At 36.3% G+C, this 21,556-nt stretch carries 27 protein-coding genes; 11 read left to right on the forward strand and 16 right to left on the reverse strand.

Annotated features, from left to right (window positions below; genetic code table 11):
- Positions 1 to 46 precede the first annotated feature (46 nt).
- From dtd to deoC, 3 genes are read left to right on the forward strand one after another with little or no spacing between them, the layout of a single operon-like run.
- Positions 47 to 499 (forward strand): D-aminoacyl-tRNA deacylase, encoded by a 453-nt coding sequence (gene dtd, locus ACRD62_RS00440; protein ID WP_430818149.1) that lies wholly within the window; start codon positions 47 to 49, stop codon positions 497 to 499.
- Positions 500 to 826: a nucleotide pyrophosphohydrolase gene (locus ACRD62_RS00445; protein WP_430818150.1), complete on the forward strand. Its 327-nt coding sequence runs from the start codon at positions 500 to 502 to the stop codon at positions 824 to 826.
- 10 nt (positions 827 to 836) lie between these two features.
- The gene (gene deoC / locus ACRD62_RS00450) at positions 837 to 1,730 is read left to right on the forward strand and encodes a deoxyribose-phosphate aldolase (RefSeq protein ID WP_430818151.1); all 894 of its coding nucleotides are present in this window, start codon (positions 837 to 839) and stop codon (positions 1,728 to 1,730) included.
- Between the two features lie 32 nt (positions 1,731 to 1,762).
- On the opposite strand, the gene ACRD62_RS00455 is transcribed toward deoC, so the two are convergent.
- Positions 1,763 to 2,695: a polyprenyl synthetase family protein gene (locus tag ACRD62_RS00455; RefSeq protein ID WP_430818152.1), complete on the reverse strand. Its 933-nt coding sequence runs from the start codon at positions 2,693 to 2,695 to the stop codon at positions 1,763 to 1,765.
- A 235-nt stretch (positions 2,696 to 2,930) separates the two neighbouring features.
- On the opposite strand from ACRD62_RS00455, the gene ACRD62_RS00460 reads away from it, so the two are divergent.
- Together ACRD62_RS00460 and ACRD62_RS00465 are read left to right on the forward strand one after the other, a co-directional pair.
- A complete protein-coding gene (locus ACRD62_RS00460) occupies positions 2,931 to 3,233 on the forward strand; it encodes an ArsR/SmtB family transcription factor (RefSeq protein ID WP_321406698.1) in 303 nt (100 codons plus the stop codon).
- 60 nt (positions 3,234 to 3,293) lie between these two features.
- Entirely contained in the window at positions 3,294 to 3,743 is a 450-nt protein-coding gene (locus ACRD62_RS00465; protein ID WP_430818153.1) for a 6-pyruvoyl trahydropterin synthase family protein, read from the forward strand.
- Positions 3,744 to 3,755: 12 nt separating this feature from the next.
- Here the strand turns inward: ACRD62_RS00465 and ACRD62_RS00470 are convergent, their stop codons facing one another.
- From ACRD62_RS00470 to ACRD62_RS00490, 5 genes are all read right to left on the reverse strand, one after another.
- Positions 3,756 to 4,211: a CoA-binding protein gene (locus ACRD62_RS00470; RefSeq protein ID WP_430818154.1), complete on the reverse strand. Its 456-nt coding sequence runs from the start codon at positions 4,209 to 4,211 to the stop codon at positions 3,756 to 3,758.
- A gap of 63 nt (positions 4,212 to 4,274) precedes the next feature.
- A complete protein-coding gene (locus ACRD62_RS00475) occupies positions 4,275 to 4,679 on the reverse strand; it encodes a rhodanese-like domain-containing protein (RefSeq protein WP_430818155.1) in 405 nt (134 codons plus the stop codon).
- A gap of 226 nt (positions 4,680 to 4,905) precedes the next feature.
- Positions 4,906 to 6,288 (reverse strand): LPP20 family lipoprotein, encoded by a 1,383-nt coding sequence (locus ACRD62_RS00480; RefSeq protein ID WP_430818156.1) that lies wholly within the window; start codon positions 6,286 to 6,288, stop codon positions 4,906 to 4,908.
- Positions 6,289 to 6,443: 155 nt separating this feature from the next.
- Positions 6,444 to 6,908 (reverse strand): regulatory protein RecX, encoded by a 465-nt coding sequence (locus ACRD62_RS00485; RefSeq protein WP_430818157.1) that lies wholly within the window; start codon positions 6,906 to 6,908, stop codon positions 6,444 to 6,446.
- A 102-nt stretch (positions 6,909 to 7,010) separates the two neighbouring features.
- Positions 7,011 to 8,378, reverse strand: a complete 1,368-nt coding sequence (locus ACRD62_RS00490) for an NAD-dependent succinate-semialdehyde dehydrogenase (protein WP_430818158.1) — start codon at positions 8,376 to 8,378, stop codon at positions 7,011 to 7,013.
- Between the two features lie 522 nt (positions 8,379 to 8,900).
- Here ACRD62_RS00490 and ACRD62_RS00495 point away from each other — a divergent pair.
- Entirely contained in the window at positions 8,901 to 9,029 is a 129-nt protein-coding gene (locus tag ACRD62_RS00495; protein WP_430818296.1) for an endonuclease domain-containing protein, read from the forward strand.
- Positions 9,023 to 9,205: an endonuclease domain-containing protein gene (locus tag ACRD62_RS00500; protein WP_430818159.1), complete on the forward strand. Its 183-nt coding sequence runs from the start codon at positions 9,023 to 9,025 to the stop codon at positions 9,203 to 9,205. The genes ACRD62_RS00495 and ACRD62_RS00500 overlap by 7 nt, the downstream gene beginning before the upstream one ends.
- A 288-nt stretch (positions 9,206 to 9,493) precedes the next feature.
- On the opposite strand, the gene ACRD62_RS00505 is transcribed toward ACRD62_RS00500, so the two are convergent.
- The 10 genes from ACRD62_RS00505 to ACRD62_RS00550 all read right to left on the reverse strand — a co-directional run bounded on the left by ACRD62_RS00505 (position 9,494) and on the right by ACRD62_RS00550 (position 16,042).
- The gene (locus tag ACRD62_RS00505; RefSeq protein ID WP_430818160.1) at positions 9,494 to 9,934 is read right to left on the reverse strand and encodes a DUF2147 domain-containing protein; all 441 of its coding nucleotides are present in this window, start codon (positions 9,932 to 9,934) and stop codon (positions 9,494 to 9,496) included.
- 289 nt (positions 9,935 to 10,223) lie between these two features.
- Positions 10,224 to 10,487 (reverse strand): membrane protein insertion efficiency factor YidD, encoded by a 264-nt coding sequence (gene yidD, locus ACRD62_RS00510; protein ID WP_430818161.1) that lies wholly within the window; start codon positions 10,485 to 10,487, stop codon positions 10,224 to 10,226.
- A complete protein-coding gene (gene rnpA, locus ACRD62_RS00515; RefSeq protein ID WP_430818162.1) occupies positions 10,474 to 10,878 on the reverse strand; it encodes a ribonuclease P protein component in 405 nt (134 codons plus the stop codon). Before rnpA ends, yidD begins: the two co-directional genes overlap by 14 nt.
- Positions 10,879 to 10,954: 76 nt before the next feature.
- Positions 10,955 to 11,707, reverse strand: a complete 753-nt coding sequence (locus tag ACRD62_RS00520) for a uroporphyrinogen-III synthase (RefSeq protein ID WP_430818163.1) — start codon at positions 11,705 to 11,707, stop codon at positions 10,955 to 10,957.
- Positions 11,708 to 11,756: 49 nt separating this feature from the next.
- Positions 11,757 to 12,839, reverse strand: a complete 1,083-nt coding sequence (locus ACRD62_RS00525) for a DUF4271 domain-containing protein (RefSeq protein ID WP_430818164.1) — start codon at positions 12,837 to 12,839, stop codon at positions 11,757 to 11,759.
- Positions 12,840 to 12,894: 55 nt separating this feature from the next.
- Positions 12,895 to 13,473 (reverse strand): LOG family protein, encoded by a 579-nt coding sequence (locus tag ACRD62_RS00530; protein WP_430818165.1) that lies wholly within the window; start codon positions 13,471 to 13,473, stop codon positions 12,895 to 12,897.
- A 12-nt stretch (positions 13,474 to 13,485) separates the two neighbouring features.
- Positions 13,486 to 13,926 (reverse strand): DUF417 family protein, encoded by a 441-nt coding sequence (locus ACRD62_RS00535; RefSeq protein WP_430818166.1) that lies wholly within the window; start codon positions 13,924 to 13,926, stop codon positions 13,486 to 13,488.
- A gap of 13 nt (positions 13,927 to 13,939) precedes the next feature.
- Positions 13,940 to 14,887, reverse strand: coding sequence for a glutaminase (locus tag ACRD62_RS00540; RefSeq protein WP_430818167.1), 948 nt, complete (start codon positions 14,885 to 14,887; stop codon positions 13,940 to 13,942).
- A 5-nt stretch (positions 14,888 to 14,892) separates the two neighbouring features.
- Positions 14,893 to 15,579: a DUF6048 family protein gene (locus tag ACRD62_RS00545; protein WP_430818168.1), complete on the reverse strand. Its 687-nt coding sequence runs from the start codon at positions 15,577 to 15,579 to the stop codon at positions 14,893 to 14,895.
- The gene (locus tag ACRD62_RS00550; RefSeq protein ID WP_430818169.1) at positions 15,545 to 16,042 is read right to left on the reverse strand and encodes a DUF6452 family protein; all 498 of its coding nucleotides are present in this window, start codon (positions 16,040 to 16,042) and stop codon (positions 15,545 to 15,547) included. Before ACRD62_RS00550 ends, ACRD62_RS00545 begins: the two co-directional genes overlap by 35 nt.
- Positions 16,043 to 16,310: 268 nt before the next feature.
- On the opposite strand from ACRD62_RS00550, the gene ACRD62_RS00555 reads away from it, so the two are divergent.
- The 4 genes from ACRD62_RS00555 to ACRD62_RS00570 all read left to right on the forward strand — a co-directional run bounded on the left by ACRD62_RS00555 (position 16,311) and on the right by ACRD62_RS00570 (position 21,419).
- Complete coding sequence (locus ACRD62_RS00555; RefSeq protein ID WP_430818170.1) at positions 16,311 to 17,642, forward strand: M16 family metallopeptidase; 1,332 nt, start codon at positions 16,311 to 16,313, stop codon at positions 17,640 to 17,642.
- A gap of 61 nt (positions 17,643 to 17,703) precedes the next feature.
- Positions 17,704 to 19,758: a M16 family metallopeptidase gene (locus ACRD62_RS00560; protein ID WP_430818171.1), complete on the forward strand. Its 2,055-nt coding sequence runs from the start codon at positions 17,704 to 17,706 to the stop codon at positions 19,756 to 19,758.
- 90 nt (positions 19,759 to 19,848) lie between these two features.
- A complete protein-coding gene (cmk, locus tag ACRD62_RS00565) occupies positions 19,849 to 20,553 on the forward strand; it encodes a (d)CMP kinase (RefSeq protein WP_430818172.1) in 705 nt (234 codons plus the stop codon).
- A 5-nt stretch (positions 20,554 to 20,558) separates the two neighbouring features.
- Positions 20,559 to 21,419, forward strand: a complete 861-nt coding sequence (locus ACRD62_RS00570) for a 4-hydroxy-3-methylbut-2-enyl diphosphate reductase (protein WP_430818173.1) — start codon at positions 20,559 to 20,561, stop codon at positions 21,417 to 21,419.
- The last annotated feature ends 137 nt before the right edge of the window (positions 21,420 to 21,556 follow it).

Here is a 21,556-nt window from a genome sequence, read left to right on the forward strand (position 1 = left end):
ATTCAAATATAAGTATTAATTTTCGATCGGATATTAAGAATATTTTATGCGTGTAGTTATTCAAAGAGTTAGTAAAGCGTCTGTTACAATAGATCAAAAGGTAAAATCTGCTATAAACAAAGGTTTATTGATTTTGCTTGGAATAGAAAGTGAAGATAATGATGAAGATATCAGCTGGTTAGCAGGAAAAATAGCTCAATTACGTATATTCCCCGACGATGAAGGTGTGATGAACAGATCAGTGATGGATGTTAAGGGAGAATTACTAATTATTAGTCAGTTTACACTGCATGCTAAAACAAAAAAGGGAAACCGACCGTCATACATAAGTGCTGCACCTCCGGAAATTTCAATACCGTTATATGAAAGATTTGTTAGTAAGCTGCATGAAGTTAGTGGAATAGAACCAGAAACAGGTGAGTTTGGTGCTGATATGAAAGTCGAACTGATTAATGACGGACCTGTTACCATTATTATTGACAGTAAAAGAAGAGAATAGATGAATATAGCAGATGCTCAGAAACAAGTAGATGATTGGATTAAAGAATTCGGTGTCAGATATTTTAGTGAATTAACCAATATGGCAATTTTGACAGAAGAAGTTGGTGAACTTGCCAGGGTTATGGCTCGTAAATTCGGTGATCAATCCTTTAAGAAAAACGAAGAAAAACTGGAATTAGCCGATGAGATGGCAGATGTACTATGGGTACTTATTTGCCTGGCTAATCAAACAGGTGTAAATTTAACAGAAGCCTTTGTTAAAAATCTTGAGAAGAAAACTTCACGGGATAAAGACAGACATAAAAACAACGAAAAATTATACTAAAACAATGGAAATGATTCAGGATTTTGCTGATAAATATCCTTGTCCGCTTAAGGAACAAGAAATGAAAGAAGTTATTGCTAAAGCAATTGAAAGTTGTAAAAAAGAATTAGATAATAAGGATGTTCTAAAGTTATTATTTAGTTGTATCGATTTAACTTCATTATATACTGAAGATTCTGCTGATAGTATAAGGGAGTTTGTAGATAAAGTGAATGATTTACCCAAACATTTCGACTATGTTCCACAAGTGGCAGCAATGTGTGTTTATCCTGTATTTGCTCCTGTTTTGAAGGGAGCTTTAAAAGCCGAAGGAGTAAAGATTGCTGTGGTTTCAGCCGGGTTTCCTTCATCACAAACATTTACTGATGTTAAGAAACTTGAAACGGAGAGAGCTGTAGATTTTGGAGCTAACGAAATTGATATTGTATTATCTGTTGGTGAATTTCAGGAAGGTAACTATGAATTTGCCGGTGAGGAAATTTTTCAGATAAAAAGTGTAATGAAAGATGCTCATCTGAAAGTTATTCTTGAATCAGGTACACTGAAAGATATGGAAGAGATATGGCTGGCAAGCATGTTATCCATTGAGAGTGGTGCTGATTTTATTAAAACTTCAACAGGTAAGCAGCAACCTGCCGCTACATATGAAGCTGCCTATGTGATGCTTAATGCTATTAAACAACATTACCAAAAAACCGGTAAAAAAATTGGATTTAAGCCGGCCGGAGGTATCTCAACTCCAGAAGATGCATTGATTTATTATCAGTTAGTTAAGGATATTTTGGGAGAGGAGTGGCTTAATAATGGACTATTCCGTATTGGTGCCAGTAGATTAGCTAATAACTTACTAACTGAAATACAAAAGTTAGAGACTGGTAAAATTGAAGAAGTAAAGTATTTTTAGATAGAATAGAATTAAAGCGGGTTAATCCCGCTTTATTTTTTTCTTTTAATGGTGAAATCAACCATTTTTATCATTGCTTCCTTGGTACTATCTTCCGGATAGATTGAAAGCGCTTCAATAGCCTTTTGAGCATACTTGTACATTTGTTCTTTTGTATATTCCAATCCACCGCTTGTTTTTACAAAGGCAACTATTTCCTGCACTTTTCTTTCCTTCTTATGGTGACGTCTGATTTTTGTTAAAATTTGACGCCGGGTTTTTGAATCTGTTTTTTGAAGCGAATAGATAAGAGGCAGGGTTAACTTCTTTTCTTTTATATCGTTTCCGGTTGGTTTACCAATCAATCCATTAGATTCATAATCGAATAAATCATCTTTTATCTGGAAAGCAATACCCAGGTTCTCACCAAAATCTTTCATTGCATTAAGTTGTTCTTCAGATGAATCGACTGAAAGTGCTCCTGATCTGGTACATGCAGCAATAAGAGTGGCTGTTTTTTTACGAATAATATCGTAATATACATCTTCGGTAATATCCAGTTTTCTTGACTTTTCAATCTGAAGTAATTCGCCTTCACTCATTTCTTTTACCGCTTCAGAAACTACTTTTAATACGCCGATCTGATCGGTATTTAAAGCTGTTGTTAAACCTTTTGAAAGGAAAAAATCTCCAACCAATACCGCTATTTTAGATTTCCATAAAGCATTAATAGAAAAGATACCTCTTCGTTGATATGTTTCATCAACTACATCATCATGAATAAGGGTGGCAGTATGCAACAATTCAATAAGAGTGGCAGCAACATAGGTTGATTCTGAAATTTGTCCGTTTAATTTGGCTGATAGAAACACCAGCATGGGGCGCATTTGTTTGCCTTTACGCCTTAACAGGTAGTTGGTAATTATATCAAGCAGAGGAATTTTAGTTTTAAGCTGTTCCCTGAAATAGGGCTCGAACTTTTTCATTTCCTCTTTAATAGGCTCCCTAATTATGGATGTATCTGACATGAATAGATTCTAAATAAATCTGCAACAACAAATGATTAACAGTACAAAGTAGGCAAATTTATTAATTAATTGGAATTATTAGAATACATATTGATATTATCTAAATATTTAAATATTTTTGCACCCGTTTTAACAGATAAATAATAAGATAGTTATATATTTGTACCTGAATTATTGAGAAAACCACTGGAAAATGAAGATTAAAGATTTAGATGCAGAATTATTAGACAAAGCAGCTGGTATGTTAAAAGCAATTGCACATCCTATGCGAATTGCTATTCTTAGTCACCTTGAAGATGGAAAGATGTTGACAGTGACTGAAATACATAAACTTTTAAATATCGAACAATCTACTACTTCTCATCATCTTGGAATCTTAAAAGATAAAGGTGTTTTGTCGAGTAAGAGAGAAGGTAAAAATACATTTTACTATTTAAAGCACAATAGTTTACGAAATATCGTTGATTGTGTAAGTAAATGTACAATAGCTAGCTGATAAAGATCAATCAATAACAATGGAAGGCTGATTTTATCAGTCTTTTTTTATGGAACAACGATGGGAAAGATAAGATTGACTAAAGAGTTTAGGTTTGAAATGGCTCATGCATTGTGGAATTACGATGGATTATGTAAGAACATTCATGGGCATTCATATATTTTGGCAGTAACCGTTATAGGCGAACCTATTGCTGATGAAGACAATGTGAAGTTGGGAATGGTAATGGATTTTGGTGATTTAAAACGTATTGTAAATGAAGAAATTATTAATCGTTTAGATCATTGTATTGTTATCAATAAAAAAGCACCCACCGCGCAATTGCTAAGTTTACCTCAAATGAGCGATCGTCATGAGTTGGTGGATTATCAGCCAACATGCGAGAATATGTTGTTTGATTTTGCTGACAGGATAAAACGAAGATTACCTGAAAATATACAATTACACAGCCTTAAGCTAAACGAGACAGCCAATAGCTATGCCGAATGGTTTGCTTCGGACAATGAGTAAATTCAGAACAATTTATTTGGGTAGACTGCCAAATACTTTCAGTATGGTTTTATGAAATTTATGTACTCCGGCAACAGGCTCGGCAAACATAAATATACACTTCTTGTGGATGATTTCCTTATCGTATTCTTCTGCAATGCTTAGGGTATCATCTGTATTTGAAAACTGCTGAACCCAAATATTTTTAATGCCTTTGTTAATGGCCTGGCGAAGTATTTCGTCTGTCTGATCCTTTGGTGTAGCAATTAAGAGACTGTCGATGTGATCTGGTAATTTGGTTACATCGGAATAACATGTTTGGCCATCTATTTCGGAAGAGGAAGGATTAACAGGAATCACGTTATATCCGTTTTTCTTTAATTCAGAGAATATCATTCTGCCAAATTTCTTTTCGTTTCGACTAACGCCGGCAATTGCAATTGATTCAGAATTGAAAAATGAATTGATTTGATTTTTGGTGACTTTCATAAAAAAGGGGATTGACTATTATACAACCCCTAAGTTCAGTTATAAAAATTATTTTTTCAATGTTTATTCAAATTTTATAGTATCGAGAGGAAGACCGGCTTCTATCCAGGTTACCAAACCATCTTCCAATTCATACACTTTTGTGAAACCATTGCCTTTTAAAACTTTAACAGTACGTTTCGATCGGTCACCAATCTGACAGTAAACAAAGATAGGAGTGTCTTTAGGTACTATTTTAATAAGTTTCAATAATTCATCCTGACTCTCGGCCAAAACAGCATTTTGTATTCTGTTTTCCTGGAATTTATATCCCGGTCGTGTGTCAATAATTAATGGATCTTTGATTGAAATAAGTTTGTTATAAAAACTTTTTGCATCCAACTTATTCTTCTTTACCTGCGAAAAAGAACAAATCGTTGGAGTGACAAGAAAGAATAAAATAAGCCATTTTAAAGCTTTTTTTTGCATTATATAGAAGTTATAGTGTAGTTTCTTGTTTTATTGCTTTAATGACATTATTAGGGATAATTAATGGAATAAAGTAACAGTATTAAGATCGGGAAACTGATCCGATGAAAGCTGGAAATATTTCCCCACCGCACCAGATGGGTTTGATAAATACTAATTCATCTGTTTAAGTTTCCTGATTGTATTCCATATGAAAACTATAGTCTATCATCTAAAAATCTATTTTTTACATATCCACCTGTTCAAGGCGAGGCTCTATTTTCTTTTCAAACTGATCTAAAAGCTTTACGCGTGAATCTTTTAGAGCATACTCATAATTTCCGGGACGCATACCTCTGATACCCGAAAGCTGATCGGCAAATATTTCGGTCTGAGACTGAGCTTCGAAGATTGATATATTGAACTCAGCAAAAACCAAAAATACTTCGTAACCCTGACCCTTTCTTGATTCACCGGCTACAAACTTAGAATTAATTTTCACTACAAAATCAGCATCATCCATATTGGTTGTGAAGGTGAAAAAGTTGTTGTTGAGTTGTGTTTTAATCATGTTTGAAAAGGCTCCCTGATCGTCCAGTTCTCCAAATACCGATTCTTCGGTTATCAGATAAGCTTTAGATTTTTGCACTTCAATGGCAATAAAAGTTGATGGCATTTGCTTTGGTGGGAAAAATATTTCGAGCAAATTATGAACTTCTTGATCCTCATTATCCATGACACTGTTAAAATCAAAAGTAGCCGTAATCTCTTGTGATTTGCGCTTTGATAGTAGGCGAGTAATAGAAACCCCTGCATATCCATCTATATTGGTTTTGGCTTGTGACGCCAGATAACCTTCACCTTTGGTGAACTCAAAAACCAGCGGTAAACCAGCTAAAGGCACTTTTTCACCGTTATCAGAATGGAATAACGCGTTTATACCAATTGGAACTTCGAGCTGCTTTGAAAACTGAATAGAATAAGATGATTGAACCGGAACCAGTTCTATTCGACGGAATACATCCTGTATAGTACTGAAGACTTCAGTACCAACATTGTACGTACCGTCAACTGTTTTGTATGTCAGGTCACTTTCGAGATGATCTTTAAGACTGGTAGTTGCCTTGGCCAGATAATTAAGAGCCGAATAAGCATCATTAACAGCTAAGGCTTTCTTAGCATCTGATAAAAAAGTACTAGCCAGCATTTTTGCCTTATCCAGTTTCATCTCCTGAATTTGAGCATATCGCTGTTTAGAAAGTTTCATCATCACCCAGTATTCACTTTTGTCTTCCCAGGTGGTTACTTCATATCCTTCAAGCGTTTCGAGTACTGAGGTTTCAACTTTACTTTCGTAATTTTCAACAAACCGGTAGTTGGTTTCAATTTTACTCAATACCGAATTGGATGAAACGGTTACTTTAATTTCGCTACTCATTTGTTTGAGGGCGTTGTTGCGGGCCGCCTGCTTATATTCTACTTCGCTGCCTTCTTTAGGCATCATGGCAATTCCTATGTAAAAAGTGGGATCGTTCGGACGTTGTTTAACCCAGTCAGGTTTTTTCTTGGCTTCCATCAGATTTGGAAGGAAGAACAGAGCTATCAGTAACAGTAGAGCTGATTTTTTCATAAGATGTTTTTTAGTCTAAGGTTATCAGGATATTACATCATGAAGTTTCAAAAATAGTGTTTTCAAATCAAATGATGTAGTCGTTATCAGGGTTATGGTTAAATAATTAATCAGTTTTAAGTTATTGAATGAATGTGCCATTAAGAAACGAATTCTTAGTTGTCGGCATTTAAAATTTCATCAATACATTGAAATATCAGATGTGGTTCAAAGCCACGTGACTGACCAAAACGAGCCAGTGCAGCTTTGGTTTGCCAAACATCCTTGTTTTTGATTTGCTTCAGTTTACCTTGCAATAATTCTGCCAGTTTTGAAAAATAGTCGGATGAATTTATCTCAGCCAGGGCATTTTCGATATCTGAATTGGCAATTTCTTTTTGTTTAAGATGATATTTTATCTTGATTTTTCCCCAACCGTTGAATCGAAATTTATCACGTACATAGAATTCAGCAAAGCGTTGTTCGTTAATGTATTTTTCTTCGATTAAAAACTGAATGGCTTTGTTAGTCTCTTCATCAGATACTTCCCAGTTAACTAGTTTTTTTCTGATTTCAGAAACGCATCTTTCTTGCTGAGAGCAAAGAGCAGCTGCTTTGTACAAAGCTTTTTTATAATCCATTTAATTATTATAGTTCATTAGATTCTAGGCAGCCCCGATAGTTATCAGGGGCAGTTTATTGGCATATTGCCTAATATCAATTATTATACTTTATCGAAGCGTTTACTTAATCCAAACTCCTTTAATATTTACAAACTCTTTCATTCCGTAATGCGATAACTCACGACCGAATCCACTTTCTTTTGTTCCACCAAATGGCATACGGGGATCGGAGCGAACAAAATCGTTTATGAAACAGCAACCGGCTTCAATCTCAAATTCGGCAATTCTTTTACCACGTTCGATATCCTGGGTAAAAACAGCTGCTCCTAAACCAAAAACACTATCGTTAGCTATTCGAATGGCTTCTTCCTCATCTTTGGCTTTAATAACTGATGCAACCGGACCAAATAACTCTTCGTGATAGGCTGGCATTCCGGGAGCAACATCAGTTAAAACAGTAGCGGGGTAGAAGGCTCCCACACGGTTTGGAACATAACCTCCAGTCATGATGGTAGCCCCTTTGGCCACACTGTTTTCAACCTGACGATGTAAATCATCGCGTAGATTATGGCGGGCAATCGGTCCCATTTGTTTGCTTTCATCAAAAGGGTCGCCCAGGGTTACAGCTCTCATTCTATCCGTAAATGCTTCTATAAACGGATTATAAATTGCTTCGGTAACAATGAATCGTTTAGCACCAATACAGCTCTGACCAGCATTTAAAATTCGCCCTGCAACACACGCATCTGCTGTTTTTCGTAAGTCAGCATCTTCTAGAATAATATACGGATCACTACCTCCTAATTCAAGTACGCATTTTTTTAATTGTTTACCGGCTGTGGCAGCTACTGCCTTACCTGCAGGTGTACTGCCTGTTAGAGTTACAGCTTTAATTCTTTTATCAGCTATGGTGCGTTCAACCTTATCATTTCTGATAAGTAATGATCGGAAAACATGATCAGGATAACCCGCTTCCTTAAAAATTTCTTCGATGGCCATGGCGCATCCGGGAACGTTTGATGCATGTTTTAACAGGCAGGTATTGCCGGCCATCAGGGCAGGAGCAGCAAATCTGAAAACCTGCCAGAATGGAAAGTTCCATGGCATAATGGCTAATATTGGTCCAAGTGGTTGAAAAGAAGCAAAACTTTCGCTTGCCTCGGTGGGGATAATCTCACGATTTAGAAAAGTAGCTGCATTGTTGGCATAGTATTCGCAAACCCAGGCACATTTTTCTATTTCGGCGCGCGATTCCTTGATGTTTTTACCCATCTCAACGGTGATGTTAAAAGCCAAACCCTCGGTTTTATCACGCAGCACCTGAGCTGCTTTTAATAATAGTTCTGACCGTTGAGATATAGGAACTTTTTTCCAATGTTTAAAAGCCTCGTAATTTCTTTCAATAGCGTTATCTACTTCGTCCCACGAAAATTGATCGTATTCTCTTACCGTTTCTCCAGTAGCCGGATTGATGCTTTTTAGATTCATGCTTTGATAATTGAGGTTTAAAGTTAAAATTACGGCTAAATCATAAAGTGAAAAAGAATTTTGGTAATAAATTTAAAACGTGGGAGGTTATTGTGTTGTGTATTAATTAAAAAGAAAAGTTGTTTAATAGTAAAGTATAGTTATTGATAAAAAAGAATCCCATTTAGTGTACAGTCGCCCTTTCAGGGCTCAGTATTCTTTACGATGAACTCAGCACTTACGTACTGAGCTATTACAGGCGTCCCTCCGGGACTTTTTCAAGTAAATGGAATAAAAACGAAGAAAAACCTCACACTCAGCCTCTTCAATTTTAAGAGGGAATCTTTACTATCAAATTGAAAAGCTTTATAGTAAATCTTCCTCTCCTTAAGGAGAGGATAAGAGGAGAGGTTTTGAATTTAAGCTGTCAATTTCCTATTTTAAAGTTTAAATAGATCATAAATGTCACAAGAGAATTTTGATAATCTGTTTTATGGAGCCAGTTATATAGTGAGGCAGTTTGCGAAAGATTTACGATCTCACATGACGCCTGCTGAAAAGATCTTATGGTCTGAAATTAGAGACAGAAAATTAAAAGGACTCAAATTCCGGCGGCAACATCCTATAAATTGTTTTATTGCTGATTTTTATTGTCATGAAAAAAGTTGGTAGTAGAAGTTGATGGTGAGATTCATAAATTTCAAAAACAATATGATATAAATCGAACAGCTGAGTTAGAAAGATTTGGAATTCGTGTAATTAGATTTGAAAATGAAGAGGTATTGTTTCAAGTTTCTAAAGTGCTGAACAGGATAATTGAGGTGGTAAAGGAGATTTCCAAAAATTAAAACCTCACACTCACCCTCTTCAATTTTAAGAGGGAAAAAACCAAAAATTATCAATTGTATGTCTTCTGTTTTTCCTTCCTCTCCATAAAGAGAGGATAAGAGGAGAGGTATTTGTAAATTCTGACCAAACACCTTTCTATATTTATAGTACATACATCCTTCAGGGACTACAATACTAGAATTGTATACTTTAAAGCTTAATAAATTAAACTGCCAATTTGATTTTACCCAACAAAAAACTCCCACCGAAGGGCAGGAGTTTATGAAGATATTGTCAGAGCTATTTAATTAAGCTCTTTTCCATTGTACTTTTTTACCAATGATGGAAACACCAATATAACCTTTAACCATGAGGGTATTTGGATCACCATCGAACCACATCAGGCATTTGTAGGTGCTTCCGCTTTTAGGATCGTAAATAGTTCCGTCTATCCATTCTTCATCATCGTTATCGTAGGTGAATCCTTCCAATAGTTTCAATCCCATTATCGGACGTGTTTTTAACTTATCATCCGGATTTTTATCATCCAGTTTTTCACTTCCATTTTCACGCTTTGGTTCCTTTAACCAGACAATTGATCCTTCAAATTTTCCATCACTGTTTTTAGTAATTGTTACTTTTGAATCTCCGTCTTGGGTTAACCAGGTACCAATAATTTTATCGCTGTTTTGACCATACGATGACGAAGTTATAGTAACCGCAATAAGCAGTAGCATCAGATTTTTCATGGTTGTTATTTTTAATTCGACATAGGTAATACGCTTAAAAGTATGTTTTTGTTTTATACTGTGTGCATGTCAGGTAATAAAAATAGTAGGATCGCATCTAAACCTCATCCAAACCCTCTCCAACTCAGAGAGGGAAGTGTTAAGCGAGAGTCTGTTTTGTCTTCCTCTCCTTGAGGAGAGGACAGGAGTAGAGGTGATTGAATTAAAATAAGATAAGGAACGGTTCTATCTAACCATAACGCAAATAGAGAACCGTTCCCGAACAATTAATCATTAACAATTGAAGAAATTAAGGTACCGGATCGTGTCCGTGTCCACCCCAGGGATTGCAGCTTAATATACGTTTGATCGAAAGCCAAAGACCTTTAATGGGGCCATGTTTTTTAAGTGCTTCAATGGTATAGGCAGAGCAGGTTGGTGTATAACGACACGACGCTCCCAGCCATGGTGAAAGAAACCATTGGTATAGTTTTACCGGTATGATTAGTAATGCCACAATACCATCGCTTAAAAGCTTTATGAGTGCTATAAGAGCAGACTTAATGGTTTTCATCGGGTACAACTTTAGAAACAATCTGTTTCAATGCTTTTTTTACGGTCTTTTCTATATTTGAATAGTCAAGCACTTCACTGGGTAAATAAACAAACGAAACAGCCAATTTGATATTCTTTTCGGTTAAAACGGCCAGTGCCTGATGTTTGTTTAGTCGATATGCTTCTCTGATTCTTCTCTTGACCCAGTTTCGTTTATTGGCTCTTTTAAATCTTTTTTTAGATACGGATATAAGAATCTGCAAAGGAGCTGCATCTTCATCATCGATGGGAAGGATTGTAATGCGGAATGGATAACGAACAAACGACTGACCTTCATCAAACAGTCTTTGAATGATTTTATTACTGCAAAGACGTTCGTTTTTCTGAAATGTATTACGCTGTGTTGTCATCCGTATTAGTGCTTAAAAAAACAATCCTCCTTACCAGTGGCAAGAAGGATGTTCTCCCAGATAGAGGGAAATATTTTTATTTTACTCCCTTGTTGAATTTTTTAATGAACTGCTCAAGAGCCATTGTCATTGACGGAGCCTGAGGCATTGGAGCCTGGATATCCAAACGCAAGCCTGCATCTTTCACTGCTTTGGCAGTAGCTGGTCCGAATGAAGCAATTTTAGTATCGTTCTGCTCAAAATTAGGGAAGTTCTGCAAAAGAGAAGCAATTCCTGATGGGCTGAAGAATACCAAAATATCGTAGTTCACATCTTTCAAGTCACTTAAATCGCTGCTAACAGTGCGATAAAGAATGGCTTTTGTGTATTTCACTTTAGCCTTGTTCAACAAAGTTGGGATTTCTTGTTTGTGAATATCCGAAAGTGGCACAAGGTATGTTTCGTCCTTGTGTTTTTTCACAACATCAACCAGGTCGGCAAATTTACCGGTAGAATGGAAGATTTTACGTTTACGATACACAATGTATTTTTGAAGATAAAATGCAGTGGCTTCTGAGATACAGAAATACTTCATTGTATCAGGAATCGTAAGACGCATTTCTTCAGCAATCCTGAAATAGTGATCAATAGCAGTGCGGCTGGTAAAAATAACAGCAGTATGATCAAGAATATTAACCTTTTGAGTTCTGAATTCTTTTGCAGGAACAGCTTCTACTTGAATAAATGGTCGGAAGTCGATTTTCACATTGCTTTTATCCGCCAAATCAAAGTATGGCGATTTGGGCGTTGAAGGTTTTGGTTGAGAAACCAGTATTCTTTTAATCTTCAATGTTTTTTTATTTTAATTCAACTACACCTTTGTCCTCAAATCCTTACCACTAAAGGATCATGATTTTAATCAAAATCGCTAAGGGTAAAATTTCTAGCGCACAAAAATACAAAAACATATAAAATATTGAAAGCGGTGAGCGTAAAATAATTTTAACACCCCTTAACAGTTGAACTAAATACATTAAAACAAAGAGCACCAAACCTGCTTTTAATAAGAAGGTTGCGGTGAGTTGATCGACAAAGGGAACGACCGATATAATTGGTAGCATACTAATTCCAAATGCTTTGTTTAAAAGCTCTGCATTAAAAATGTATGCTTTGGTGTCGGTGGTTGTATCAAAAACAAATCCCACAAAATGGTATATTGTTTTTTTCAGAAATGAATACACAATTATACCACCAAAAATCACCAATAAAAAATAAATATGAGAAATATTTTCAGGTTGGCGACCCATCACCATGGTATATTCAAAAATTAGAAGCGAAGTGCTTAAAATAAATAAGAAGGATAGTGCCCATCCTGGCTTTTGATTCTGAACATTGAAAGTGGTGAATAATTTACTGGCCGATTGCTGATAGCGAATAGACGAAAAGATATCGTTAAGGTATTTGCCCGATGTCAGCTTTACCAGTCCGGCAATTAAAATAGCTAAAATGATGAAGCCTGATAACCAATCTTTGGAGCCTTCAAACTGATTGGCAGATCTTATTTTAATTCTGTTGGGTATGGGCTGAACAGTTATGGTTTCAACAGTATCTTTCTCCGTTATTTGTTCCTGTGCGGGTTGTTCCTGAGCAACTTCTTCTTTAACGACTTCTATTTTAGGCGTTAACTCTTTCGAGTTGGTTTCTTTTGTAGGTAATTCTGTTTCGAAACTTAATTCGGCATCAAAAATATTATCCGATTCGGCAGGTTTAAGATTTAAGTATATTGAATCCTTATGTGTTAATTTCTGGTAAGTAATTTTTGGACGAACAAAAACAGGTTGTTGTTGTGTAAGGTGCCGTGGTGTATGATCTTCGATTTGCAGGACAGGAGTGCGCAACTGGTTGGTGTTGGAAATGTTGATTTCTCCAACGTTCAGTTGATTGCCTGGTGTTATTACTTTAGTTGTGTCCTGTTGAATCATGTAAATAGGTGTTTCGCGAAGCTACAAAAATATTTAAAATCAAAAGTTACACTAATTAAACTGCCGCAAAACGAATAGCATCTTTGTCCCAGTCAGGAATACTTTTTAAAGCATCCGGAATTTCTTTAACCGAATTAACCACATGCCAAAGCTCACCATGCTCAGGACGCATAAATTTCTCATCAATCATTTTATGCAGAAAATCTACCAGTGCATCGAAATAGTTGTTGGTGTTAACCAAAATAATCGGCTGGGTAAACTGACCCAGTTTTTTTAAGGATAATACTTCAAATAGTTCTTCCATCGTGCCGGTACCTCCGGGTAACACAACAATGGCCTCTACATCTTTAATAAGCAGTTCCTTTCGCTCGGCCATGGTATTTACATGAATCATGTTTTTTACTCCTTTGTGTTCCCATTCGACCTGCACCATAAAATGCGGAATCACACCGGTTACTCTTCCGTTCAGTTCAAGAACTTTATTTGCTACTGCACCCATTGACCCCACAGCGCCACCACCATATTTCAATCCAAATCCGTTCTCAACCAATATTTCGCCCAGTAAAACAGCTTCGTCGAGATAAGTCTGATCTACCTTAGCGCTCGAAGCGCAAAAAACACATATATCGCCCATAATACTTTATTGTTATAATGAATCACCCACACACCAGGCAGCTGCACCAAATAAAATTAAATCTTTTAAAATACTCTGTCCCAGTTTCGATAATTCAGGAAAACCATAACCTGCCTGCCAAACATAACCAGATGTAAACAATGTTAAAAGGCTGATACCTAAAACCAATACCGCCAGTAATCCACCAAACAACGATAATTTTTTTGCAACAGGTTTAATGGCAAGCAAAATACCAATCGCAATTTGCAAATATGCAATCATCAAAGAGAAGGTGTATGAGGTTACATATTTAAGCATCCAGCTAAAAAGGGAAGAGTTTTGCAAGATATCCTTCAGATAATCAGCTTCGGCATTTTTAAATTTTAAAATACCCAGCCAGATAAAAACAAGTGCTAATCCGTATCGGAAAATAAACTGACTAATGGCTTTAAATGATTTTGCGAATATCATCATATGAGTGTTTTATTTAGAAAATGGATATACCTGTTTTAGTTGTAAATAGTTCTAAAGCTTTTGTCCCAGCCAATGAATTACCACATTTGTCTAATCCCGGGCTCCAAACGGCAATGGACAGCAATCCTGGAATAATTCCCGCAATACCACCGCCAACGCCACTTTTACCGGGTAAACCTACTTTAAAAGCAAACTCACCTGCCGAGTCGTAAGTTCCACATGTCAACATCAGAGCATTTAGTCGCTTGGTCTGACTGGCATTTAAGTAGGTTTTACCATTTAGCGGATGCACGCCATGATTAGCAAGATATAAAAAGGCAGTTGCTAAATCAAAGCAATTCATCTCAACGGAACAATGTCCAAAATACACATCGAGTACTTCCTCTACTTCAGAATAAATGTTTCCATAGCTTTTCATAAAATGAGCCAGAGCCGCATTCCGGTGACCATAATTTTTCTCTGATTGCAGAACATTCATATTGATGGTGAGCTTTTTATTGAAGGTAACCTCCCTCATAAAATCCAGGATAGTATTTAAAGGATCCTCGAAATGATGAGTGATGATATCTGCAATAACGATGGCACCTGCATTAATAAAGGGGTTTCGTGGTTTTCCATTCTCATTTTCAAGTTGAATCAATGAGTTAAAAGGATTACCTGACGGTTCTTTCCCCAAACGGTTCCATAGATTTTCTTTAAGCAAGGCAAAGGCCTGGGTTAGACTAAAAACCTTTGAAATACTTTGGATGGAGAAATTGGTTTGGCTGTTTCCTGTCTCAAAAGTGGTTCCATCTAAAAACCGAACCACCATTCCAAATTGGTTTTGATCAACATCACCTAGCTCCGGAATGTAATTAGCAACCTGACCCATTGAAAGTAAAGGAGCAATTTCTTTTTGAATCTCCTCTAATATTTCAGGGATTGTTGCCTTTAATTTTTCGGTGGCGATGAGATCATCCATAGGCTTTATTTCTTTTTCTTTAACGGCAAATAATATTCAAGATTATAGGTAAAACCTACATTGGTTCGATTATCATTTTTACCATAACCGGGGATGGCGTATGGTTCTAATTGTTGTGTGTTATTGGTCAAAGCCAGTAATCTGAAACGAGCACTCCAGCCCATATAAAAGTTTTTGAATATTTCTGATCGCAGACCAAATACAAATTCTCCCCAGTGAGCCGTAGAGGTGCCGCTTCCTATCGAGCCTAAATAATCGCCCCAATAACCATCGGTAACGGTAAAACGGTCGCTTTTATAATCGGCAACACCAAAACCATACCTGAAGCCCAGAATGATGTTATCGTTGTTGCCTGTTTCTTCAACTTTAAAAATATTGTAATCAATACCCAGACGAAGAAAACTTCCGTTTGAATCGTAATTATATGATTCTTTATTAAATGAAACATTTTCGTATCCAAGTTCGCCAACGGCAAACCACTTGCGATTGAATTTGATTCTACCTGTTGCTTCCATACCAATTCGCTCCGGTTCGAAAAATGGAGTAATAAATGTACCCACATTCAGCCCAACGGCAATTCCAGGTTCGAAAGGTATTTTTTTCTTCTCTTCTTCAGTCTTTTCCTGAGAAAAAGAATTGATGCTGGTTACGAGTAAACTAATACTCAATATATATTTTAACATTTTCGGCATCTTCTCCATAATTTATGTTGGCATATCCAATGCTAACAGAATCGATTATATTATTTGTATAAATAATGGTGTCTAAAACCAGGTTGAATGTCATTCCACATTCGCTTGATACATGATTCAGGTGACGCGAGTAATTAAACTGCACAAAATCAGAATCAGATCGAACCTGATTATTTACCAGAACAGATTGTTTAATGATGAAAATCGTACTGTCAGTATTAAGATTTGTTGGCAAAAACAATTGGCTGATATTTAAACTGTCATAAATAAGTGAATCTTCACGATTTGCTCCCCAAATGTAGATTCCTGTTAGGGTTGTATCGTTTTCTGATCCGGATGATAATGAATAAAAGGTAGCCTGAATAGCGTGTTGATTCGATAAGCAAAAATTGTTGTCATCACAGGCATAAAAACCTGCAGCTATTATTAATATCAGCCATTTTATTTTACGAATATATTGCATGTTAAATTGTTTCGTTGCTATAATTCTTTGGTAATATGCAAAAATAGTAGTCTGTAAACAATATGAGCATGAACTGCTTAAAAAATATAATTAATTATCATTTGTGTTCTGTACGATATCGAACATGCCTATGTGCGTATTCGTACAATGTTTATTGTAATGATTTAACACTAAAATATTTCATTTCAAAACATTATAATAAATGGTCTGTTAATTGGTAAGCTCAAAGCTAAAATTTGATTTATCACTTTAAACCAAAGAATTTCATATGAAGAATCGCTTTTCGTTACTGGCTGTAACACTCCTTATAGCCGGTTTGGGATCTGCTAATGCCCAATTGAATAAAATTAATTTCGAAGAATTTGATCTGGATAATGGCTTGCATGTTATTCTGCATCAAGACAAAACCACCCCTAATGTAACCGTTTCGGTTATGTACAATGTTGGATCAAAGCACGAAAATCCAGACCGTACCGGTTTTGCTCACTTTTTTGAGCACCTGATGTTCGAAGGAACCGAAAACATTGATCGCGGACAATATTTTAAGATTGTACAAAATGCAGGAGGAACATTAAACGCCAATACTTCAACTGATCGTACTTATTACTATGAAACGTTGCCATCTAATCAACTGGAGTTGGGATTGTGGCTGGAATCAGAAAGAATGTTACATGCAAAAGTTGATTCATTGGGTATTGCAACTCAAAAGAAAGTTGTGATTGAAGAGAAGAAGCAAAGCTACGATAACCGTCCATACGGAACACTTCTTCAGGAAACCATGAAACGTGCATTCTCAGTTCATCCATATCGTTGGACAACAATTGGCGATCCGGAGCATATTATGGCTGCCAAGGATGAAGAATTTCAACAATTCTATAATCGCTTTTATGTGCCCAATAATGCTGTATTAGTTTTGGCTGGCGACATTGAAATTGATGAAACCAAAGCATTGGTTAAAAAATATTTTTCTGATATTCCAAAAGGTAAAGCAGACCTTACTTACAAGCCTGTTATTGAACCCGCCTTAAATGGTGAGGTACGCGATACAGTATTTGACAATGTACAACTTCCATTGATTTTACAGGCTTACAGAACGCCTGCCATGAATACAGAAGATTATTATGCCTTGGATATGTTGAGTACACTTTTGTCAAAAGGACAAAGTTCTCGTTTGTATAAAGCATTGGTTGATGATCAACAAAAAGCTATTCAGGTAGCAAGCTTTCCATTAGGATTTCGTGAGCCTTCTGTTGCACTTACTTTAGCGTTACCAAACATGGGTGTTGAGGTCAAGGATCTTGAAGAAGCAATGGATGCTGAAATTAAGAAGGTTCAGGATGAACTAATCTCTGAAAAAGAGTTTCAAAAATTGAAAAATCAATTTGAGAATGACATCGTTAAAGGCAATATGAAAGTGGCTACACGTGCCAATACTTTGGCTCGTGATTATACATACTTTGGTGATGCAAATTTAATCAATACAGAGTTGGATAAATATTTGGCTGTAAGTCGTGAGGATATTCAAAGGGTAGCTAAAAAATATTTGACCAAAGATAATCGGGTGGTGTTGTATTACTTACCAAAATCACAACAAAACTAGAATCATAGTTATTTAAAAATCATTTTAGACAAAATATCCTACGGATAAAAAATATACTTCAATGAAGAAAACATTATTTTTATTTTTAAGTGTTTTGCTTGCCATTTCAACAAATGCGCAACTTGATCGCAGCAAGATGCCGGCAGCCGGACCTGCTCCCAAAATTAATATAAAAGATGCCGAAACGTTTGAGCTTAAAAACGGCTTGAAAGTAATTGTGGTTGAAAACCATAATGTTCCGGTTGTGTCTTATAGTCTTTCGCTTGATATTGATCCGATTGTTGAAGGCGAAAAAGCCGGATACGTTTCATTAGCCGGCGATTTAATGCGTTCCGGTACTTCAACTAAATCCAAAGCAGAAATCGATGAAGCCATTGATTTCATTGGTGCAAGTCTTTCTACCAACTCAAGAAGTATTTATGCCAGTTCATTGAAAAAGCATTCAGGTGAATTGCTTGATTTAATGGTTGATGTATTGTACAATCCTGTTTTTCCTCAGGAAGAATTGGATAAAGCGGTTAAGCAAATGCTGACTTCAATCAAAGCAGATAAAGACGAGCCTTCGTCAATTGCAAATAATGTTTCGGGGGCTTTGATTTACGGAAAAGATCATCCATATGGTGAAATAATGACTGAAGAAACAGTTGAAAGCATTACCGTTGATGATATCAAAAATTACTACCAAACATATTTCCGTCCGAATGTAGCTTACCTTGTAATTGTTGGTGATATCACTTTGAAAGATGCTAAAAAGCAAGCTAAAACATATTTTGGTAAATGGGAAGCGAAAGACGTACCGGAACACAAATATGAAATGCCAGCCAAATTTGACGGACCTAAAGTAGTTGTTGCTAATAAAGATGCAGCTAATCAATCAACTATTGATCTTACTTATACTGTTAATTTAAAACCAGGCGATGCAGATTTGATCAAAGCACGAGTAATGAATGGTATTTTAGGTGGTGGTTCAAGTGGTCGTCTGTTTCAGAATTTACGTGAGGATAAAGCCTTTACTTATGGTGCTTATTCATCACTTAGTTCAGATGATTTGATTGGTTCTTTTTCTGCTTCTGCACAGGTAAGAACAAGTGTTACAGACAGCGCTTTTACCGAGATTATTTATGAAATGAATAAGATGCGCGACGAGCTTGTTGATGCAGCTGATCTGGATCTGGTAAAAAATATGATTGCCGGTAGTTTTTCTCGTTCATTGGAAGATCCTGCTACGGTAGCTCGTTTTGCTCTTAATATTCAAAAGTACAACTTGCCAAAAGATTATTATCAAACCTATTTAGAGAAGTTAAGTGCAGTAACAGTTGAAGATATTCAGGCGATGGCTCAAAAATATCTGACTCCTGATAATGCTTTGATTTTAGCAGTGGGTAATGTACCTGAAATGAAGAAGACTTTAAAGAAATTCAGCAATTCAGGTGAAGTTACCATGTATAATTATTACGGTGAAGAAGTAAAGTCGATGCCTTTACCAGAAGGATTGACAGCTGAGAAAATTATTGATGATTATGTGGTTGCTATTGGTGGTACAGATGCTGTAAACGCTATTCAAAACTATCATTTGGAAGGAAAAATGTCGATCCAGGGAATGGCACTTACCATGAAGATGTATAGCAGTCGTCCTAATAAATTATGTGTAGAGACTTATATGGGTGAAAACCTGGTTTCGAAGCAGGTATGTAATGGTGAGGCTGGTAAAATGATAAGTCCAATGGGCGAACAGAATATCGAAGGAGATCAGTTGGAATCAATGAAAGCAGAAGCCATTATTTTTCCGGAAACTCAATTTGCTGAATTAGGATTCAAAGCTGAAGTTTTGGGTTCTGAAGATGTTGATGGAGAAGATGCTTATAAATTGAAGATTACTAATCCATTTGGTAAGGAACAAGTCGTGTTTTTTAGTCGTGAGAGTGGATTAAAAATTAAAGAAGTTAGTGAAACACCTCAGGGCAATGTAATTAGCACAATTACTGAGTATACTGAAGTAGAAGGTGTAAAATTTCCGAAAGTGATGAAGCAGGCAGTTGGTCCACAATCTTTTGAGATTGTATTTGATCAAATATCTGTGAATGACGATAGTGATAAAGGCAAATATGAAATTTAAAATGAACGGTTGAAATTGGCATGGATACCGTAAGCGGGCAGTCGTTAGGATGCCCGTTTTTTTTTACCTTTGTCGGCAAATAAATTGAAAATGCAATTAAAAAAAGGAGTTATAGCCATTGACGGGCATTCATCGTGTGGGAAAAGTACAGTAGCCAAAGATTTAGCCAAAGAGTTGGGATATGTTTATATCGATACAGGTGCTATGTATCGGGCTGTTACTTTATTTGCCATGCAGAATGGATTCATTCAGGATGGTGAGATTCTTTTGGATGAATTGCAGAATAAACTCAATGATATAAAAATCACTTTCAGATATCAACCAGAAGAGAAGTTGAATGAAACTTTTCTTAATGGGGTAAGTGTTGAAGACGAAATTAGAGGTCTGGAAGTAAGCAATAATGTCAGCACAGTCAGTACCATTGCCTTTGTTCGTCATCGTATGGTTGAATTACAGCAGGAAATGGGCAGGGAAGGTGGAATTGTAATGGATGGTAGGGATATCGGAACGGTTGTCTTTCCGGATGCAGATTTAAAGCTTTTTATGACTGCATCGCCTGAAATACGAGCTCAGCGTCGTTTTGATGAATTAAAGGCAAAAAATCCTACCGATAATAGTCTTTCTTTTGATTCTATATTGGAGAATGTAAAGCATCGTGATTTCGTAGATAGTACACGCGAAGAAAGTCCGTTGAAAATGGCTGATGATGCTGTTTTGCTTGATAACAGCCACATGAATAAACAGGAGCAAATGGACTGGATAATGGCTGTTTTACATGAACGTAATCTGGTATAATTACAATGATTAAAGTTGAAATAGATACTCATTCGGGCTTTTGTTTTGGTGTACGTAAAGCGATAGAAGCCGCTGACCGCATGCTTAGCAATGGTAATGACGTTTACTGTGTTGGCGACATTGTTCATAATGATGCAGAGGCAGAACGTTTGCGAAAGCTGGGAATGAACATCATTTCATACAATAATATCGAAGAAATAAAAGAAGGAACAGTGCTGTTCAGAGCACACGGAGAACCACCGGCATCATATCGTTTAATTACCAATGCCGGGCTAAAACTCCAGGACGAGACTTGTCCTGTTGTGTTGAAATTGCAGGACCGGATAAAAAAAGCGTATAAGCAACTTAAAGAAATCAACGGACAATTGGTTATTTTTGGGAAGCGTGGTCATGCCGAAGTGATTGGACTCGAAGGACAATGTGAAGGGAATGCCATAGTAATTGAAAATGAAGCGGAAATTGATCTGATTGATTTTAATCGTCCTGTTGAAATTTTTTCTCAAACAACTAAAGATCCGAAACATCTTAAGCGTATTGTTGAGTTAATAGAATCCCGTAAAGAAGAGAGCATCACCTGGCATAATACAACCTGTAAGCAGGTTACCGGTCGCGTTCCTAAATTGAAAGCATTTGCCAAACAGCATGATGTTATCATTTTTGTTGGTGGTAAGAAAAGTAGTAACGCTAAAGTCTTATTTGCTGCTTGCTGCGATGTAAACACCAAAAGTTATTTTGTTTCAGAAGCTTCGGATGTTATGGAAGAATGGTTTGTTGGTGCAAAATCTTCTGTTGGTGTTTGTGGTGCCACATCAACTCCTCTGTGGCAAATGGAAGAAGTAGCGCAAAGAATTTCCTCTCTTCTATAGAGCTGCTTTTCGTCAATAAAATATATGTATTGATCTATTGTTTTAGTGTCTTTGTCATTATAAATCAATATTTCTATTGATTTTAGTGTTACGATTCTGTGTTTTTGACATTAACCTTAAAATGAAACCAATGTTAG

This window comes from Carboxylicivirga caseinilyticus (assembly GCF_050589785.1).
Classification (GTDB): domain Bacteria; phylum Bacteroidota; class Bacteroidia; order Bacteroidales; family Marinilabiliaceae; genus Carboxylicivirga; species Carboxylicivirga caseinilyticus.

Excerpts from the sequence above, each read along its gene's own strand:
- dtd (WP_430818149.1), top strand. The coding sequence starts at position 47 with ATGCGTGTAGTTATTCAAAGAGTTAGTAAAGCGTCTGTTACAATAGAT.
- ACRD62_RS00445 (WP_430818150.1), top strand. The coding sequence starts at position 500 with ATGAATATAGCAGATGCTCAGAAACAAGTAGATGATTGGATTAAAGAA.
- deoC (WP_430818151.1), top strand. The coding sequence starts at position 837 with ATGATTCAGGATTTTGCTGATAAATATCCTTGTCCGCTTAAGGAACAA.
- ACRD62_RS00455 (WP_430818152.1), bottom strand. The coding sequence starts at position 2,695 with ATGAAAAAGTTCGAGCCCTATTTCAGGGAACAGCTTAAAACTAAAATT.
- ACRD62_RS00460 (WP_321406698.1), top strand. The coding sequence starts at position 2,931 with ATGAAGATTAAAGATTTAGATGCAGAATTATTAGACAAAGCAGCTGGT.
- ACRD62_RS00465 (WP_430818153.1), top strand. The coding sequence starts at position 3,294 with ATGGGAAAGATAAGATTGACTAAAGAGTTTAGGTTTGAAATGGCTCAT.
- ACRD62_RS00470 (WP_430818154.1), bottom strand. The coding sequence starts at position 4,211 with ATGAAAGTCACCAAAAATCAAATCAATTCATTTTTCAATTCTGAATCA.
- ACRD62_RS00475 (WP_430818155.1), bottom strand. The coding sequence starts at position 4,679 with ATGCAAAAAAAAGCTTTAAAATGGCTTATTTTATTCTTTCTTGTCACT.
- ACRD62_RS00480 (WP_430818156.1), bottom strand. The coding sequence starts at position 6,288 with ATGAAAAAATCAGCTCTACTGTTACTGATAGCTCTGTTCTTCCTTCCA.
- ACRD62_RS00485 (WP_430818157.1), bottom strand. The coding sequence starts at position 6,908 with ATGGATTATAAAAAAGCTTTGTACAAAGCAGCTGCTCTTTGCTCTCAG.
- ACRD62_RS00490 (WP_430818158.1), bottom strand. The coding sequence starts at position 8,378 with ATGAATCTAAAAAGCATCAATCCGGCTACTGGAGAAACGGTAAGAGAA.
- ACRD62_RS00495 (WP_430818296.1), top strand. The coding sequence starts at position 8,901 with ATGACGCCTGCTGAAAAGATCTTATGGTCTGAAATTAGAGACAGAAAA.
- ACRD62_RS00505 (WP_430818160.1), bottom strand. The coding sequence starts at position 9,934 with ATGAAAAATCTGATGCTACTGCTTATTGCGGTTACTATAACTTCGTCA.
- yidD (WP_430818161.1), bottom strand. The coding sequence starts at position 10,487 with ATGAAAACCATTAAGTCTGCTCTTATAGCACTCATAAAGCTTTTAAGC.
- rnpA (WP_430818162.1), bottom strand. The coding sequence starts at position 10,878 with ATGACAACACAGCGTAATACATTTCAGAAAAACGAACGTCTTTGCAGT.
- ACRD62_RS00525 (WP_430818164.1), bottom strand. The coding sequence starts at position 12,839 with ATGATTCAACAGGACACAACTAAAGTAATAACACCAGGCAATCAACTG.
- ACRD62_RS00530 (WP_430818165.1), bottom strand. The coding sequence starts at position 13,473 with ATGGGCGATATATGTGTTTTTTGCGCTTCGAGCGCTAAGGTAGATCAG.
- ACRD62_RS00535 (WP_430818166.1), bottom strand. The coding sequence starts at position 13,926 with ATGATGATATTCGCAAAATCATTTAAAGCCATTAGTCAGTTTATTTTC.
- ACRD62_RS00540 (WP_430818167.1), bottom strand. The coding sequence starts at position 14,887 with ATGGATGATCTCATCGCCACCGAAAAATTAAAGGCAACAATCCCTGAA.
- ACRD62_RS00545 (WP_430818168.1), bottom strand. The coding sequence starts at position 15,579 with ATGCCGAAAATGTTAAAATATATATTGAGTATTAGTTTACTCGTAACC.
- ACRD62_RS00550 (WP_430818169.1), bottom strand. The coding sequence starts at position 16,042 with ATGCAATATATTCGTAAAATAAAATGGCTGATATTAATAATAGCTGCA.
- ACRD62_RS00555 (WP_430818170.1), top strand. The coding sequence starts at position 16,311 with ATGAAGAATCGCTTTTCGTTACTGGCTGTAACACTCCTTATAGCCGGT.
- ACRD62_RS00560 (WP_430818171.1), top strand. The coding sequence starts at position 17,704 with ATGAAGAAAACATTATTTTTATTTTTAAGTGTTTTGCTTGCCATTTCA.
- cmk (WP_430818172.1), top strand. The coding sequence starts at position 19,849 with ATGCAATTAAAAAAAGGAGTTATAGCCATTGACGGGCATTCATCGTGT.
- ACRD62_RS00570 (WP_430818173.1), top strand. The coding sequence starts at position 20,559 with ATGATTAAAGTTGAAATAGATACTCATTCGGGCTTTTGTTTTGGTGTA.